Annotated in this window: 10 protein-coding genes; 3 read left to right on the top strand and 7 right to left on the bottom strand. The window is 62.6% G+C overall.

Annotated features, from left to right (window positions below; translation table 11 throughout):
- Positions 1-2: 2 nt before the first annotated feature.
- Entirely contained in the window at positions 3-1,397 is a 1,395-nt protein-coding gene (locus KHU30_RS20780; protein WP_211444522.1) for an MFS transporter, read from the bottom strand.
- A gap of 179 nt (positions 1,398-1,576) precedes the next feature.
- Here KHU30_RS20780 and pabB point away from each other — a divergent pair, with 179 nt between their 5' ends.
- Positions 1,577-3,457: an aminodeoxychorismate synthase component I gene (gene pabB / locus KHU30_RS20775; protein ID WP_211444521.1), complete on the top strand. Its 1,881-nt coding sequence runs from the start codon at positions 1,577-1,579 to the stop codon at positions 3,455-3,457.
- A gap of 8 nt (positions 3,458-3,465) precedes the next feature.
- Here the strand turns inward: pabB and KHU30_RS20770 are convergent, their stop codons facing one another.
- From KHU30_RS20770 to KHU30_RS20745, 6 genes are all read right to left on the bottom strand, one after another.
- Positions 3,466-3,897, bottom strand: a complete 432-nt coding sequence (locus KHU30_RS20770; RefSeq protein WP_098493508.1) for an EamA family transporter — start codon at positions 3,895-3,897, stop codon at positions 3,466-3,468.
- A 58-nt stretch (positions 3,898-3,955) separates the two neighbouring features.
- Positions 3,956-5,455, bottom strand: a complete 1,500-nt coding sequence (locus tag KHU30_RS20765) for an efflux transporter outer membrane subunit (RefSeq protein WP_211444520.1) — start codon at positions 5,453-5,455, stop codon at positions 3,956-3,958.
- A gap of 47 nt (positions 5,456-5,502) precedes the next feature.
- Positions 5,503-8,724 (bottom strand): efflux RND transporter permease subunit, encoded by a 3,222-nt coding sequence (locus KHU30_RS20760; RefSeq protein ID WP_211444519.1) that lies wholly within the window; start codon positions 8,722-8,724, stop codon positions 5,503-5,505.
- Between the two features lie 7 nt (positions 8,725-8,731).
- A complete protein-coding gene (locus tag KHU30_RS20755) occupies positions 8,732-11,887 on the bottom strand; it encodes an MdtB/MuxB family multidrug efflux RND transporter permease subunit (protein WP_211444518.1) in 3,156 nt (1,051 codons plus the stop codon).
- Between the two features lie 22 nt (positions 11,888-11,909).
- The gene (locus KHU30_RS20750; protein WP_211444517.1) at positions 11,910-13,325 is read right to left on the bottom strand and encodes an MdtA/MuxA family multidrug efflux RND transporter periplasmic adaptor subunit; all 1,416 of its coding nucleotides are present in this window, start codon (positions 13,323-13,325) and stop codon (positions 11,910-11,912) included.
- A 322-nt stretch (positions 13,326-13,647) separates the two neighbouring features.
- On the bottom strand, positions 13,648-14,154 hold the full coding sequence (locus tag KHU30_RS20745) for a Spy/CpxP family protein refolding chaperone (protein WP_211444516.1): 507 nt from the start codon (positions 14,152-14,154) through the stop codon (positions 13,648-13,650).
- Positions 14,155-14,520: 366 nt separating this feature from the next.
- Here KHU30_RS20745 and KHU30_RS20740 point away from each other — a divergent pair, with 366 nt between their 5' ends.
- Both KHU30_RS20740 and KHU30_RS20735 read left to right on the top strand, forming a co-directional pair.
- A complete protein-coding gene (locus KHU30_RS20740; protein WP_211444515.1) occupies positions 14,521-15,243 on the top strand; it encodes a response regulator in 723 nt (240 codons plus the stop codon).
- A gap of 55 nt (positions 15,244-15,298) precedes the next feature.
- Positions 15,299-16,648, top strand: coding sequence for an ATP-binding protein (locus tag KHU30_RS20735; protein WP_211444514.1), 1,350 nt, complete (start codon positions 15,299-15,301; stop codon positions 16,646-16,648).
- Positions 16,649-16,956 lie beyond the last annotated feature (308 nt).

Here is a 16,956-nt window from a genome sequence, read left to right as displayed (position 1 = left end):
GTTCAACCAGCCCTGCGACCCGACATTTCGGCGCCGGCGTCCGGCTGCAGCTTCAAGGCAAACGGCAGCGAAGCCATGGCGATCAGGGCGATCGCCAAAAAGGCGGGCCAGAAGTCGGCGCTGACGATGGCGGCATGGCCCTGGACCTGGTTCGAGACCTGCAACGCAAAGCCGCCAACTGTCACGCCCAGGCCGATAGCCAGTTGCTGGGCGACGCTGGTCAGGCTGGTGGCCTGGCTCATTTGCCGCTGGTCGATTTCCGCATAGGCAATGGCATTCAGGCTGGTGAACTGCATGGACCGCACGCAACCGCCCAGCAACAGCAAAAGAATAATGAAGACATGCGAGGTGTCCGCCTTGAGTACGCCGAAAGCGGCCATCGACAAGGCGCCGAGCAAGGTGTTGTACACCAGCACGCTCCTGAAGCCGAACCGTTTCAACACCTTGGTGGTCATGGTCTTGACGAAGATCGCGCCGGCCGCAGAAGCGCAGGTCAGCAGGCCCGACTGGAACGGCGTCAGGCCGAAGCCCAGCTGGAACAGCAGCGGCAGCAGGAAAGGCAGGGCGCCGACGCCGATGCGGAACAGCGAGCCGCCGTAGACATTCATGCGAAGCGTCGGGATTTTCAGCAAGCGCAGATTGATCAGCGGATGCGGTGTGCGCAATGCGTGCCATACATAGGCCAGCAAGCTGAGGCTGCCGACCGCCACGCAGATCAGCGAAACATCGCCGGCCACTAGGTGGCGGCCGGCGCTGGCCAGCCCGAACATCAGGGTCGAACAGCCGACGGCAGATAGCAGGAAGCCGGGCAGGTCCAGCGGCACGGTGTCGTCGCTGCGCAGGTTTTCGATATAGCGCGTGGCCAGGTAGATGCCGAGTATGCTGATCGGGACGTTGATGAAGAAAATCCAGCGCCAGTGGAAATAGGTGGTGATGAAGCCGCCCAGCGGCGGGCCGATGACCGGTCCCAACAAGGCCGGGATGGTCAGGTAGCTGAGGGCGCGCACCAGCTCCGCCTTGGAGGTAGTGCGCAGGATCACGAGGCGGCCCACCGGCACCATCATGGCGCCGCCTATCCCTTGCAGGAAGCGGGCGGCGACGAATTGCGCCAGCGTACCCGACATGCCGCACAGGATGGAGCCCAGCATGAAGACGCCGATGGCGCTGCGGAATACGGTGCGGGCGCCGAAGCGGTCGGCCATCCAGCCGCTAATCGGGATGAACACCGCCAGGCTTACCAGGTACGAGGTCATCGCCAGCTTGAGCGCGATCGGGCTTTCTCCCATGTCTTGCGCCATCATCGGCAATGAAGTGGCGATCACGGTGGAGTCCATGTTTTCCATGAACAGAGCGCAAGCCACGATCAGTGGCGTGAGAAAGACGCGGGATATAGCCATCGGGGATAGGTGAGGAGTGCTGTTCAAGACGCAAACTATCTCGCCGCGGCAAGCATCTGGCCGGGGTGGATCCGCTGCGCTTACAAAGAGCATAATTATAACGTTTTAACCATTTCGCTTCTGATCGGGTAGCATGCAGGCTGTCGCATCAGCCGCCCGTGGCACCTTCGCAAAAAATCATGATCAATACGCCTCGCTCACCGACCGAATGTTTCGCATTGCTGGATGACCGCACTGCGGCCGTGCCGGACTCTCCCTCATCGCGCCTGTACACCGGCCATGTGCGCAGCTTGCAATGTTTTGCCGCCGGCCAGCTGCCGCTGTTGATCGCCCAGATGCAACAGGCTTTGCGCGAGGGGTTGCACGCGGTCGGCCTGTTCACTTATGAACTCGGGCTGGGCTTGCAGGGGATTTCCCAAGCCGCGCCATCGCCGCCGCCAATGCTGGCGCAGATTCTATTGTTTTCGCAATGTCGGCATTTGAGCGACAGCGAGGTCGACCAATGGCTGGAACAGCGCCAGGCCGCCGAAGGCGACGCCGGCGGCAGCGCCGGCATCGCCAATCTGCAGCCGAATGTCAGCGCAACGCAGTTTGCCGAGGCCATTGCCAGGATCCACGCCTACATCGAGGCGGGCGACACCTACCAGGTCAATTACACTTATCGCCTGCGTTTCGATGTCTACGGCAGTCCGCTCACGCTGTTCCGCCAGCTCAGAAGCCGGCAGCCGGTGCCCTATGGCGGCTTGATCCAGCTGGCTGACGGCGCGACTGTGCTGTCGCTGTCGCCGGAACTGTTTGTGCGGCATGCCGATGGCTGGCTGACGGCGCGGCCGATGAAGGGCACCGCCGCCGCCAGCGGCGACGCCGGATTGGATCTCCAGGCGGCGCAAGCGCTCGCGGCCGATCCCAAGAACCTGGCGGAGAACCTGATGATCGTCGATTTGCTGCGCAACGACCTGGGGCGCATCGCGGTGCCCGGCTCGGTGCAGGTGCCGCATCTGTTCGAGGTGACGCAGTTCAATACCGTGCTGCAGATGACATCCACGGTGCAGGCCCAGGTGCGCGACGATGTCAGCCTCAGCGCCGTCATACAGGCGCTGTATCCCTGCGGTTCGATCACCGGCGCGCCCAAGCATCGCACCATGCAGATCATCCAGGAACTGGAACCGGAGCCGCGCGGCCTGTATACCGGCGCGATAGGCTGGTTCGATGCAGAACCGGCCGGCCGCCAGTTCGGCGACTTCTGCCTGTCGGTGCCGATCCGCACGCTGTGGCTGCAGCCGGCGGCGCAGCAAGGGCAGGATGGCGCCGCTATACGGCGCGGTGAAATGGGCGTCGGCGCCGGCATCGTGCATGACGGCGTGGCGGCGGAAGAATATGCGGAATGCGCTTTGAAGGCGAAATTCCTGACCGGCTTGCCGCCTGATTTTTCCTTGTTTGAAACCATGTATGCGACCAAGGCCGACGGTTGCCGTCACCTGGACCTGCATTTGCGGCGCCTGCAGGGATCCGCCGCCTATTTCGGCTTTCCCTGCGATGCTGCGGCCCTGCGCGGCGCGGTGCAGGCGCATTGCGCCGCCTTGCCGGCTGCCGGCGCCATGCGCTTGCGGCTCAGCTTGTCCGCCGATGGCGGTTGCAGCCTGCAGAGCGCTGAGCTGACGGCATTGGCGACACCGGTCAGCTTGCTGATCGCGCCGGCGCCGACGCAATCGGACGATTTGTTCCTGCGCCATAAAACCACGGTGCGGCAGCGTTACGACCAGGCCTGGCAGCAGGCACAGCAGCTGGGCGCTTTCGACATGCTGTTCTTTAACCAGCGGGGAGAATTGACCGAAGGCGGCCGCAGCAGCGTCTTCCTCAAGCTGGAAGGCCGCTGGTATACGCCGCCGCTGGGCGCGGGACTGCTGCCGGGCGTGATGCGTAGCGTGGTGTTGAACGATCCGGCATGGGATGCCGCCGAGCGCAGCCTCGGCATGGATGATTTACTGGCGGCGGAAGAAATCATGGTGTGCAACGCCTTGCGCGGCGCCATGCCGGCGACGCTGCTGCACCTCGCTTAGCATGTTCCTTAGAACGCGATAATCACGACCGAGCCGGCCACGATCAGTGAGCCGCCGATGGCCACCGGCCAGGTCAGCTGTTCGCCGGCAAACAGCAGGCCCAGCACGATGGCGAAGGCGACGCTCAGCTTGTCGATAGGCGCTACTTTTGAAATCGGACCGATTTGCAGCGCGTGGTAATAGCACAGCCAGGACAGGCCGGTGGCGATCGCCGACAGCACCAGGAACAGCCAGTTGGAGGCGCCGACCAGCGCCGGCTTCTGCCATTCGTCGCGCAAGGTGACGATGCCGGCGATCACGAACAGGATCACCACGGTGCGGATGAAGGTGGCGAAATTGGAGTTCATGCCGACCACGCCGAATTTACCGAAGATCGCTGTCAGGCCGGCGAAAAATGCCGAGCCCAGCGCAAACAATTGCCAGCTGGAGCTGAATTTCATGATTCCCCCGTTTATCTCATTCTTGTCCCGAACTACGCCGCCGGCTGCGGCCATACGGCTACTTCGCGGCCGGCTTGCCGCTGGCGAGTGTGGCGTCGCGGTCGTTCAATACCTTGTTGGCCGGCAGTTCAGCCTGGTCCCAGCCGCCGCCCAGGGCCTTGATCAGCAACACGCTGGCAGACAGGCGCCGGTTCTGGATATCCAGCGCTGAGCGCTCTGCGCTGAGCGCAGTTGCCTGCACCGTCGCCACGCTAGTGTAATTCACCAGGCCAGACTTGTATTGATTGAGGATCAGTTCCACCGCCAGCCGCGCCGACTTGACTGTTTCATCCTGCACCGCCGCTTCCTGTTCCAGGATGCGCAAGGCCGCCAGGTTGTCTTCCACCTCCTGGAAGCCGGTCAGCACGGTCTGCTTGTAGGCGGCGACGCTGGCGTCGAAGCCGGCGATCGCCTGGTCGCTCTGGGCGCGCCGTGCACCGCCGTCAAACAGGGTTGCCGCCAGCGCCGGGCCGAGCGACCAGATACGGTTCGGCACGGTCAGCCAGTTGGCGAAGCTGTTGCTCTGGAAGCCGCCGGAAGCAGACAGGGTCAGGTTCGGAAAATAAGCCGCCTTGGCGACGCCGATCTGGGCATTGGCTGCCGCCGCGCGGCGCTCGGCGGCGCTGATGTCGGGACGCCGTTCCAGCAAGGTGGACGGGACGCCGACCGGAATCGCCGGCAGCATCGCCACCATGGCGGCCGGCGCAATTGAGAAAGTCGAGGCCGGCTGCCCGGTCAGCATGGCGATGGCATGTTCCAATTGGGCGCGCAGCACGCCGTTGTCCAGCGCCTGCGCCTGGGCGCCCTTGAGCTGGGTCTGGGCCTGGATCACGTCGGCCTTGGACACCACCCCGACCGCATACTGGTTCTGTGTCAGCTGGTACGATCTCTGGTAGGCGGCAACGGTATCGTCGAACAGGGTTTGCTGCGCGTCGAGCACCCGCAATTGCAGGTAGTTTTGCGCCAGCGTGGCTTGCGCGCTCAGCCTGGTTGCCTGCAGATCCGCGGCGCTGGCCTGGGCCGTGGCCTGGTTGGCTTCCACCGTGCGGCTGATGCGGCCCCACAGGTCCGGTTCCCAGCTCACGCTTGGACCGAGCGAGAAGCTGTTCGACACCGAGCCGCCGCCGTTGTTGCTGCTGTTGCTGCCGGTGCGTCCGCCGCCCGAGCGGGTAGCGGAAACGCTGGCCGATACCGTCGGCAGGTAAGCTGCCCGCGCCGACTGCACCAGCGCCGCGGCCTGGCGAAACTGTGCTTCGGCCTGCACCAGATTCTGATTGGAGATATTGACTTGTTCGATCAAACCGTTGAGCTGTGGATCCTGATAGATTTCCCACCAGTTGCCGCGTAGTTCCTGGTCTTTCGGCGTGGCGGTTTTCCAGTCCTTGTTTTCCTTGAATGCGGTTGGCGCTTCGGTGGCCGGCCGCACATAATCAGGGCCGACCGCGCAGGCGCTCAGCAACAGCGCCGCGGCAGCCGCCGCCAGCAGGGTTTTATGCATAGGTGCTTGCAAGTGTTTCATATCAGATCCGTTGATTGTCTTTCGGTCGTGCTTGCGGCGTCTCTAGCTTACACCGCTTCAGCTGCATCCGGCGCGGGCCTGCCGCTGCGCCGTTCCCATTTATCCTTGCTCCACAGGCGGAACCTGTCCATGTACAGATACACCACCGGGGTCGTGTACAAGGTCAGCAGCTGGCTCATGATCAGGCCGCCGACAATCGCGATCCCCAGCGGCCGCCGCAGTTCGGCGCCGTCGCCGGCGCCCAGCGCCAGCGGCACTGCGCCCAGCATGGCGGCCATGGTGGTCATCATGATCGGCCGGAAACGCAGGCGGCAGGCTTCGAAGATGGAATCGCGCGGCGACAGCCCCTGTTCGCGTTCCACATGCAGGGCGAAGTCGATCATCATGATCGCATTCTTCTTGACGATGCCGATCAGCAGGATCACGCCGATCAGGGCGATCAGGCTGAAATCGGTGCCGGTCGCCAGCAATGCCAGCAGGGCGCCGACGCCGGCCGAAGGCAGGGTCGAGATGATGGTGACCGGGTGCACATAGCTCTCATACAGGACGCCGAGCACGATATAGACCGCCAGCAGCGCCGTCAGGATCAGCACCGGCTGGCTGTTCAGGGATGACTGGAACACATTGGCGGTGCCCTGGAAGCTGCCATGCACCGAGGTCGGCACGCCGATCCGGGCCAGCGCATCGTTGATCGCCAGCGTCGCTTCCGACAGCGAGACGCCGGCCGGCAGGTTGAAGGAGATGGTTGAGGCGATGAACTGGCTCTGGTGATTGACGCCGAGCGAGGTATTGGTCGGCTGGAAGCTGGAGAACGCCGCCAGCGGCATCTGCTTTTCTGCCGCGGTCGACAAGGTCAGCGCCAGCGACGAGTTGGAAGCCAGCTTGCCGTTGGCCGTCAACGCCGGCGGCGTGCCGAGGGCAGAGGTGGTGGGCGACAGGTTGGCGGTGCTGGCGGGAATGCTGACATAGGTGTCATGCAGCACTTGCGGGCTTTGCCAGTACTGCGGCGCCGCTTCCATTACGACGTGATACTGGTTCATGCCGCTGTAGATGGTCGATACCTGGCGCTGGCCGAACAGATCGTTCAGGGTGGAGTCGATCAGCTGCGGCGTGACGCCATTGCGGATCGCCGTCTCGCGGTCGATGGTCAGGGTGGTCTGCAAGCCCTTGTCCTGCTGGTCGGTATTGACGTCGGCCAGTTGGGGCAGGGCGCTGAAGGCTTCGCGGATCTTCGGTTCCCAGGTGCGCAGCTCGTTCAGGTCGTCCGACTGCAGGGTGTACTGGTACTGGGCGTCGCTGGAGCGGCCGCCGACGCGGATATCCTGCACCGATTGCATGAACAGGTTGGCGCCCGGCACATGGCTGAGCTTGCCGCGCAGGCGGGCGATCACCTGGTCCGCGGTGAGCTTGCGCACGGTCAGCGGCTTGAGCGTAATGAACATATTGCCGCGGTTGCTCTGGCCGCCGCCGGTGAAGGCGATCACGCTCTGCACATCGGGGTCGTTGCGGACGATGCCGACGAATTCATTGAGCTTGCTCTTCATCGACTGGAAAGAAATCGACTGGTCGCCCTGGATGCCGCCTATCACCAGGCCGGTATCCTGCTGCGGGAAAAAGCCCTTGGGAATCACGGTGTACAGATAGACATTCAGCACGATGGTGGCGAACAGGATGATCATCATCAGGGGCGAAAAGCGCAGCGCCCATGCCAGCGAACGTTCATAGCCGCGCAGCATGGCGTTGAAGGCGCGTTCGGTGGCGTTGAAAAAACGTCCCTGCTTGCGCTGCGGTTCGTGTTTCAGGAGGCGCGCGCACATCATCGGCGTGGTGGTCAGCGAGACCAGCAGCGAGACCAGGATCGCTACCGACAGGGTGACCGCAAATTCGCGGAACAGGCGGCCGACGATGCCGCCCATCAAGAGGATGGGGATAAACACCGCGATCAGCGAGATACTCATCGACAGCACCGTGAAGCCGACTTCCTTGGCCCCCAGCATGGCCGCGGCAAACGGCTTCTTGCCTTGTTCGATATGACGCGAGACGTTTTCCAGCACCACGATCGCATCATCCACCACGAAGCCGGTGGCAATCGTCAGCGCCATCAGCGACAGGTTGTCGAGGCTGTAGCCGAGCAGGTACATGACGCCGAAAGTGCCGATCAGCGAAACCGGCACCGCCACCGCCGGAATCAGCGTGGCGCGGCCGTTGCGCAGGAACAGGAACACCACCATGATCACCAGGCCGATCGACATCAGCAGGGTGCGTTCTGTTTCGCGCAGGGAAGCGCGGATGGTCGGCGTGCGGTCCAGCACGACGTCGAGGTTGATGGCGGCCGGAATCGAGGCGCGCAGCTGCGGCAGCAGGGCGCGTACTTCGTCGACGGTCTCGATGATGTTGGCGCCCGGCTGGCGGTTCAGGATGACCAGGACGGAAGGCTTGCCGTTGGCGGAACCGGCGTTGCGCACGTTGGCGACCGAATCGACCACCGTGGCGACATCGCTGACCCGTACTGCCGCGCCGTTGCGATAGGCGACGATCAGCGGCATATACTCGGCGGCGGTCTTGGCCTGGTCGTTAGCGTAGATCTGCCAGTTCTTGTCGCCGTCTTCCAGCACGCCCTTGGGGCGGTTGGCGTTGGTGGCGGCAATCGCGGTGCGCACATCGGCGCTGCCGATGCCGTACTTGTTGAGCGCGGTCGGATTCAGCTCGACCCGTACCGCCGGCTGCGAGCTGCCGCCGACGCTGACCTGGCCGATGCCGCTCACCTGCGACAGTTTCTGCGCCAGGATGGTGTCGGCGGCGTCGTACATCTGGCCTTGCGTCATGCTGTCCGAGGTCAGCGACAGGATCATGATCGGCGCATCGGCCGGGTTCACCTTGCGATAGCTCGGATTGCTGGGCAGGCCGGTCGGCAGCAGGTTGCGGGCAGCGTTGAGCGCCGCCTGGACATCGCGCGCGGCGCCGTCGATGTCGCGGCTGAGATCGAACTGCATGGTGATGCGGGTCGAACTGAGCGAGCTTGAGGAAGTCATTTCGGTGACGCCGGCAATCGAGCCGAGCGCGCGCTCCAGCGGCGTCGCTACAGTGGCTGCCATGGTTTCCGGACTGGCGCCAGGCAAGCCGGCCGAGATCGAGATGGTTGGGAAATCGACCTGCGGCAAGGGCGACACCGGCAACAGCCGGAACGCCACCATGCCGGCCAGCGCCACGCCGATGGTCAGCAGGGTGGTGGCGATCGGCCGCTGGATAAAGGGACGCGATATATTCATGCTGTCATCACGGCTTGACCGGCTCCGCTGTGGTGCCGTCGTCCTCGTCATTATGCTGGTCCTCGTCGCTGCCGGCGTCCTTGTTGCCGAAGCGTTCGCGCATGCGGCGCGCCAGGTTGTCGAAGGCCAGGTAGATGACCGGCGTGGTGAACAAGGTCAGCACCTGCGATACCAGCAGGCCGCCGACCATGGTGATCCCCAGCGGCTGCCGCAGTTCCGAGCCGACGCCGCTGCCCAGCATCAGCGGCAGGGCGCCCAGCAGCGCCGCCATGGTGGTCATCAGGATAGGACGGAAGCGCAGCAGGCAAGCCTGGTAGATCGCCTCGCGCGGGCTCTTGCCTTCGTTGCGCTCGGCATCCAGGGCGAAGTCGATCATCATGATGGCGTTTTTCTTGACGATGCCGATCAGCAGGATAATCCCGATGATGCCGATGATGCCGAGATCGCTGCCGGCGATCATCAGCGACAGCAAGGCGCCGACGCCGGCCGACGGCAGCGTCGACAGGATGGTGATCGGGTGGATATAGCTTTCATACAGCACGCCGAGCACGATATACATGGTGATGATCGCCGCCAGGATCAGGATCAGGGTATTGCTGAGCGAGGCTTGGAACGCCAGCGCCGCGCCCTGGAAATTGGTCTGGATACTGTCCGGCAAGCCGATTTCCAGTTCCGCCGCATGGATCGCCTTGACCGCGTCGCCCAGCGAGGCTCCCGCCGCCAGGTTGAAGGAAATCGTGGTGGCGGGGAACTGGCCGATATGATTGATCACCAGCGGCGAGGTGCGTTCTTCGATGGTGGCGATGCTGGACAAAGGCACCTGGTTGCCATTGCCCGACACCAGGTAGATGCTGTTCAGCGCCGCCGGACCTTTCTGGAATTCCGGCTTCACTTCCATCACCACCCGGTACTGGTTCGACTGGGTATAAATAGTCGAGATCAGGCGCTGGCCGAAGGCGTTGTACAAGGCATTGTCGATCGCGGCGGTGGTGATGCCGAGGCGCGAAGCGGCATCGCGATCGATGGCGATATAAGCTTGCAGGCCGAGATCCTGCTGGTTGCTGGCGATATCGGCCAGCTGTGGAATCTGGCGCAGGCGTTCGATCAGCTTGGGCACCCAGATGCTGAGTTCGTCGGGATTGGCATCCTCGACGCTGAACTGATACTGGGTACGGCTGACGCTGTCCTCGATGGTCAAGTCTTGCACCGGCTGCATGTACAGCGTGATGCCGCCGACCTGGCGGTCCAGTTCCGGCTGCAGGCGGCGGATGATGTCGCTGGCGCTCATGTTGCGCTGGTCGCGCGGCTTCAGGTTGATCAGCATGCGGCCGCTGTTGAGCGTGGCGTTGGTGCCGTCGATGCCGATGAAGGAAGACAGGCTTTCGACTGCCGGATCCTTCAGCACCACTGCCGCCAGCGCCTGCTGCCGTTCCGCCATGGCGGAGAAGGAAACCGATTGGCTGGCTTCCGAAATGCCCTGGATGACGCCGGTGTCCTGCACCGGGAAAAAGCCTTTCGGTATGAAAATGTACAGCACCGCGGTCAGCACCAGCGTGCCGATGGCGACGATCAGGGTGGAGAACTGATGGCGCAGCACCCATTCCAGGGCGACGCCGTAGCGGGCGATGATCTTGTCGAGGAAATCGCCGCTCTTGCGGTAGAACCAGCTTTGCTTTTCTTCCGGAATGTGATGCAGCAGCCTGGCGCACATCATCGGCGTCAGCGTCAGCGAAATCACGGCCGAGATGAGGATCGCCACCGCCAGCGTGATGGCGAATTCGCGGAACAGGCGTCCTACCACGTCGCCCATGAACAGCAGCGGAATCAGCACCGCAATCAAGGAAAACGTCAGGGAAATAATAGTGAAACCGATCTGCTCGGCGCCTTTCAAGGCCGCCTGCAGCGGCTTCATGCCTTCTTCGATATAGCGCGAGATATTCTCGATCATTACGATCGCGTCGTCGACCACGAAGCCGGTGGCGATGGTGAGCGCCATCAGGGTCAGGTTGTTGACTGAAAATCCGGTCAGGTACATGACGCCGAAGGTGCCGATCAGCGACAGCGGCACCGCCACGCTGGGAATGATGGTGGCGGGGACGCTGCGCAGGAACAGGAAAATCACCATCACCACCAGCGCGATCGACAGCAGCAGTTCGAACTGCACATCTGACACCGAAGCGCGGATGGTGGTAGTGCGGTCGGTCAGGATCTGGACATCGATGGCGCCGGGCAGGGTGTCCTGCAGTTTCGGCAGGATCTTCTTGATGCTGTCGACCACGCCGATGACGTTGGCGCCCGGTTGCCGCTGGATGTTCAGGATGATCGCCGGCGACTGGTTGGCCCAGGCAGCCAGCCGCACGTTTTCGGCATCGTCGACGACATCGGCGATATCGGAGACGCGGATCGGCGCGCCGCTCTTGTAGGCAATGATCAGGTTGCGGTATTCGTCGGCTGAGCGCAGCTGGTCGTTGGCGTCGATGGTCGAGGCGCGCGAGGGGCCGTCGAAACTGCCCTTGGCCTGGTTGACGTTGGCATTGCCGATGGCGGTGCGGACATCGTCAAGATTCAGGCCCAGCGCGGCTATCGCGCGCGGATTCAGCTGCAGCCGCACGGCAGGCCGCTGGCCGCCCGACAGGCTGACCAGGCCCACGCCCGGCACTTGCGAAATCTTTTGCGCCAGGCGGGTGTCGATCAGATCCTGGACCTTCGGCAGCGGCAGGGTCTTAGAGGTGATCGCCAGCGACAGGATAGGGGTGTCGGCCGGATTGACCTTGTTGTAGATCGGCGGCGTCGGCAGGTCGGACGGCAGCAGGTTGCCGCCGGCGTTGATGGCCGCCTGCACTTCCTGTTCGGCGATATCAAGGCTCAGGTCCAGGCTGAACTGCAGCGTGATGACCGAAGCGCCGCCGGAACTGGTCGACGACATCTGGTTAAGGCCCGGCATCTGGCCGAACTGCCGCTCCAGCGGCGCCGTCACCGACGATGTCATGACGTCAGGGCTGGCGCCGGGATACAGCGTCACCACCTGGATGGTCGGGTAGTCCACTTCCGGCAGGGCCGAAAGCGGTAGCTGCTTGTAGGCGACGATACCGGCCAGGAAAATCGCCAGCATCAACAGGGATGTGGCGACCGGCCGGAGAATAAACTGGCGTGAGGGATTCATGCGTTCCGTTCTTTACGGCCGGTTATTGGCTGTTGCTCTTGTTGGCTGCGGCGGGCGCGGCAGGCGCATCGCCAGCGGCGTCCTGGCGACGGCGGTGGCCGCCCTTGTGCGCGCCAGCGCTGGAGCCGTCGGCAGAGGCTGTCGCCGCGGCCGGACCGCCGCGCACCACAGGTTCCACTTTGGCGCCTTCCTTGAGTTTGTCGATGCCGTCGATGACCACGGTTTCGCCGATGGAGATGCCTTGCTCGATGGCGGTCGATTCGCCTTCGGTCGGACCGGCCGTTACCTGGCGGATGGTGACGCTATGGTCGGGCTTGACGACATACACGAAAGTACCTTTGGCGCCGCGCTGGATGGCGGCGTTCGGAATCACGATGGCGTCCTTGCGGGTATCGAGCAGCATGCGGGCATTGACGAACTGGCTGGGAAACAGGGCGTAGTCGGCGTTCGGCGTTTCCGCCTTGAGCTTGACGGTGCCGGTCGTGCTGTCGACCTGGTTGTCGATGGTCAGCAGGTGGCCGCTGTCGAGCTTGTTCTTCTGGTCGCGGTCCCAGACGTCGGTCGGCAGTTTCTTGCCGGCCTGGATCTGCTTCATGACGCTGGGAATATTATCTTCCGGGATGCTGAACACGGTCGTGATCGGCTGCAGCTGGGTGATGATGACGATGCCGTTGGCGTCGCTGGAGTGCACCACGTTGCCAAGGTCGACCTGGCGCAGGCCGAGGCGGCCGCCGATCGGCGCGGTGACGCGCGAGTAGGTCAGCTGCAGGCGGGCGCTTTCGAGTGAACCCTGGTCCGACTTGACCGTGCCTTCATACTGCTTGACCAGCGCCGCCTGGGTGTCGACCTGCTGGCTGGCGATAGAATCCTGGGCCAGCAAGGTGCGGTAGCGCTGCAGGTCGATTTGCGCTGCCTTCAGCAAGGCGGTGTCCTTGGCCAGCTGGCCTTCGGCCTGCATCACGGCCACCTGGTAAGGGCGCGGATCCAGTTCGGCCAGCAAGGCGCCGGCTTTCACCACCTGGCCCTCCTGGAAATGCAATTTCATCAATTGGCCGTCGACCCGGCTCTTGACCACGGCCGTGGCTTCGGGAGTGACGCTGCCCAGTCCCGAAATATAGATATTGATATCGCCGCTCTTGGCGGCCGCAACGCCGACCGGTAATGGTCCGCCGGCGCCGGCGAAGGCGCCGCGCTTGCCGCCCTTGCCGCCGCCTTTGGCGCCGCCGTTTGCGGCCTGCCCCGCCTGGTCCTGTTTTCCTGCGGCGGCGTCTGCGGCCGGATGGGTACGGCCCCAGATCAGGTAGGCTGCCACGGCCAGCACCGCGACAGCAACCAGCCACAGCCAGCTGCGCTGAAATCCGCCCTGGCGCTGGTTGGGAAGCCGGGCAGGCCGGAGCTGGCTAGGTTGGTCGATTTTTGGAGTCGGTGTAGTAGTCATCGCAGGCAGGAGGTCGGTCAGAGTGTGGTCGGATGCAATGCATGGATCCGCTGGAACCAGAAATCAGGAATCAGCAGATTGTTGAAGTGTAATTACATGAGTTTAGCGAGTAAATTTTACCGCCGTGTGTATTTATTAGAAATTGTTTCAATTTAATGAACGGCTTCTGGCAGTGTATCGGCATGCAATGCCAACGGCAATTGGCGCTGCCGCGCGCCAATTGCAGGGCAGTAAATGATGAAGCCGCAGGGTTGCGCGCTTGTGATGCGCGCAACGTCTACGGCTTCGCCATATGCCCGGCAGGCGGGGTCCGGCTCACGCGTTATGGGCGGCCTTCCGGAGCGCTGTCAGGGCCGCCGCGGTGGGAGCCGTGATGGCCGAAGCGGCGTTTTTCCAGCTGCTTGAAGTGCTCGTCAAAGACCTTTTGCTGCACCGGCGTCAGGACGGCATAGAATTCCTTGACTGCGGCGGTATGCTCGGCCAGGCGGGTTTCAGCACGTTTCAGGAATTCCATCCGGTGGTCCAGGCGTTCCGGCGCTGTCAGTTTGTCCCACTCCTCCTTGCTTGGACGCTTTGGCGGCTCGGCCGGCCTGACCGGCTTGATCTTGCCGATGAAGGTTTGCCAGGCGGATTCCTGCGCTGCGGTGATCTTCAGGTCGTCATGCCATTTGGCCTGCATTTTTGCCATGTGGTCGGCAAATTTGGCTTGCTGTTCCGGTGTCGGCGGGCCCTTCCTGGCGCCGTCGGTCTGGGCGTGGGCGCTCAGGCCCATGGCGGCGATGCTCAATGCGGTCACGCCGATCAGTAATTGTTTGCGAAGCTTGAACATGGTGGAGTCCTTCTATGAATGTGAGTGCAATCTGCACAGTTCGCATTGGAACGCGCTGGTGTGTCGCCGGTTTTTCATAGAGTCCAAGCTTTGTATCTGCTTGTATGGCCTCAAGTTTGCTTTGTATCCTAAAGTGTCGGGATGCGAGGCGGATATGCCAATATACAAATTACTATCGTCTTTCTTGCGCCGGCTTGCCATAATCCTGAAAACGGCAAATACTTGTTGTCGATTTGCAGTCGTTATGTATCGGTTATAGTTTGTCTTGCCAGCATCGTTATCAACGGCGATGGCCGGCATGGATAGCCTGAATTTTGGATTGGCCGTACTTCCGGTCTTACTGCAGCTACTAGGATAATCAAGCATATGGAAACCGCTGCTCATATATTGGTGGTCGACGACGACCACGAAATCCGGACTTTGCTGGCCGAATACCTGGATGCCAACGGCTTCCGCACCCTGATGGCGACCAACGGCAGCGACATGCGCAAAGTGCTGGCGGAAACACGGGTCGACCTGGTGGTGCTGGATCTCACCTTGCCCGGCGAAGACGGCCTGACGCTGTGCCGCAACCTGCGCGCCGATTCGAATATCCCGGTGATCATGCTGACCGCGCGCGGCGAGCCGCTGGACCGCATCCTGGGCCTGGAAATGGGCGCCGACGACTATCTGTCGAAGCCGTTCGAGCCGCGCGAACTGTTTGCCCGCATCCGCAGCGTGTTGCGCCGCACTCAAGCCTTGCCGCCGAATATGGTGTCGCCGGAAGCCCAGCAGATCCAGTTCGGCCACTGGACGCTGGACCTGATCGCGCGTCATCTGGTCAACCATGACGGCCTGGTGGTGGCTCTGTCGGGCGCGGAATATCGCATTCTCAAGGTGTTCCTCGATCATCCGAACCGGGTGCTGAACCGCGACCAGCTGCTGGAGCTGACCCAGGGCCGCGAATCCGATCCTTTCGACCGTTCGGTCGACATCCAGATCAGCCGCCTGCGCCAGAAGCTGGGCGACGATGCCCGCACGCCGGTGATCATCAAGACCGTGCGCAACGAAGGCTATGTGCTGGCCACCGCCGTGACAGTAGAGTCGTGATGCGGCTGCATGATCCAATCGCGACGGCCGCGTGGTAGAAAAAGGACTACTGTCAGTGAGAAATTTCTTTGGCTCGGTGGCGAACCGGGTATTCCTGATTCTGCTGGCTGGGATCCTGGTTGCGGTCGGCAGCACCGGCTGGCTGGCGGATAGCGAGCGGCGCAAGAACTTCAAGGAATGGTACGAATCGCGGATTGCCGACCGCATCGAACAGATCGTCATTTCAATCGACAATGTCGGTCCCGATACGCGCAGCATCGTGCTGCAGACCAGTGAAAAATTCGGCCTCGAATCGAGCCTGGTCAACGAAACCGAACCGACGGTCAACGACAACCCTTCGCTGACGAGCGCGATAAAATCCAAGCTGGGCAGCGAACGCCGCGTGACCGTCGTCAAGCAGAAGGATTGCAAGCTGCGTGAACGCAGGGGCCAGGATCCACGGCATTTCGATGAATGCCAGGCGGTGTATGTCGCCCTCAAGGACGGCGCCGTGCTGAAGGTCAAGCTGCGCGTGATGCGCGAGCCCGGCGCGCCCGGCGGCCGTCCACCCGGCATGCCCTTTCCTTCGCTGTATTTTGCCTTGTTCATGGTGCTGATCGCGGTGCTGGCGTTTATCGTCGCCAAGATGACGGCGCGGCCGATCCAGCTGCTGGCGAATGCCGCCGGCGAACTGGGCAGCGATATCGACCGGCCGCCGCTGGATGAAAGCGGGCCTACCGAAGTGCGGCAGGCTGCGACCGCTTTCAATGCCATGCAGGCGCGCATCAAGCGGCAGATCCAGCATCGCACTCACATGCTGGCAGCGATCACGCATGATTTGCAGACGCCTTTGACGCGTTTGCGCCTGCGCCTGGAAAAAGTGGGCGACGGCGAGTTGCGCCAGAAATTGCTGGAGGACCTGGCGGTCATGCAGAGCATGGTGCGCGAGGGGCTGGATCTGGCGCGCAGCATGGATTCGGCGGAGGCGATGCAGAAGCTGGATATCGATTCCCTGCTTGACAGCGTCTGTGCCGATGCGGTGGATGCGCGGCAGGATGTCACGCTGGAGGGGCGCACCCGGGCTTCGATCGTGGCGCAGCCTAATGCTTTGCGGCGTTGCCTGACTAACCTGGTGGATAACGCGACCAAGTACGGGCGTTATGCGCGTTTGCAGCTGGGGCGGGAGGGGGCGGATATCGTGATCCGGATTCGGGATGGCGGGGCGGGGATTCCTGCGGAATTGCTGGAGACGGTGTTTGATCCGTTCTTCCGGCTGGAGACTTCGCGGTCGCGGGATACTGGCGGCACCGGGCTTGGGCTGACGATTGCGCGCAATATCGCGGAGAATCACCGCGCTACTTTGCAGTTGCGAAACCACCCTGCGGGCGGCCTGGAAGTGACCTTGCGTTTGCCTGCCTTAAGCTAAATTCACCCGCGACGCAGTCAAATGGGGTCAGAGTTTTTTTTTCGCGGTTTTTGCGAAAATTACTCTGACCCCATTTGACGTTCTACGGAGTGCAGGTCTTGGCAAGCTAAGAACGGTCTGAGGGTTGCTAAAACGGTTGCTGCTCCGTGGATGCAAGCCGGGGGCGGCCCGGCAGCCGCTCACTTTCTTTTGCTTCGCCAAAAGAAAGTAAGCAAAGAAAAGGCGACCGCAAAGCCGTTGCCCTCCCTTCGGTCGGGTCCCCAAATCCGGCGCGCGCCAGCCGGGTGAGGGGCAAAACTCGCCTTCGG

Origin of the sequence: Collimonas humicola, assembly GCF_018304945.1 — a bacterium.
Taxonomy (GTDB): Bacteria; Pseudomonadota; Gammaproteobacteria; order Burkholderiales; family Burkholderiaceae_D; genus Collimonas; species Collimonas humicola.
This window is presented reverse-complemented; position numbering and strand designations above follow the sequence as displayed.

Bases quoted from the DNA above. Each gene is read 5' to 3' on its own strand.
- KHU30_RS20780 (WP_211444522.1), bottom strand. From the start codon at position 1,397: ATGGCTATATCCCGCGTCTTTCTCACGCCACTGATCGTGGCTTGCGCT.
- pabB (WP_211444521.1), top strand. From the start codon at position 1,577: ATGATCAATACGCCTCGCTCACCGACCGAATGTTTCGCATTGCTGGAT.
- KHU30_RS20770 (WP_098493508.1), bottom strand. From the start codon at position 3,897: ATGAAATTCAGCTCCAGCTGGCAATTGTTTGCGCTGGGCTCGGCATTT.
- KHU30_RS20765 (WP_211444520.1), bottom strand. From the start codon at position 5,455: ATGAAACACTTGCAAGCACCTATGCATAAAACCCTGCTGGCGGCGGCT.
- KHU30_RS20760 (WP_211444519.1), bottom strand. From the start codon at position 8,724: ATGAATATATCGCGTCCCTTTATCCAGCGGCCGATCGCCACCACCCTG.
- KHU30_RS20755 (WP_211444518.1), bottom strand. From the start codon at position 11,887: ATGAATCCCTCACGCCAGTTTATTCTCCGGCCGGTCGCCACATCCCTG.
- KHU30_RS20750 (WP_211444517.1), bottom strand. From the start codon at position 13,325: ATGACTACTACACCGACTCCAAAAATCGACCAACCTAGCCAGCTCCGG.
- KHU30_RS20745 (WP_211444516.1), bottom strand. From the start codon at position 14,154: ATGTTCAAGCTTCGCAAACAATTACTGATCGGCGTGACCGCATTGAGC.
- KHU30_RS20740 (WP_211444515.1), top strand. From the start codon at position 14,521: ATGGAAACCGCTGCTCATATATTGGTGGTCGACGACGACCACGAAATC.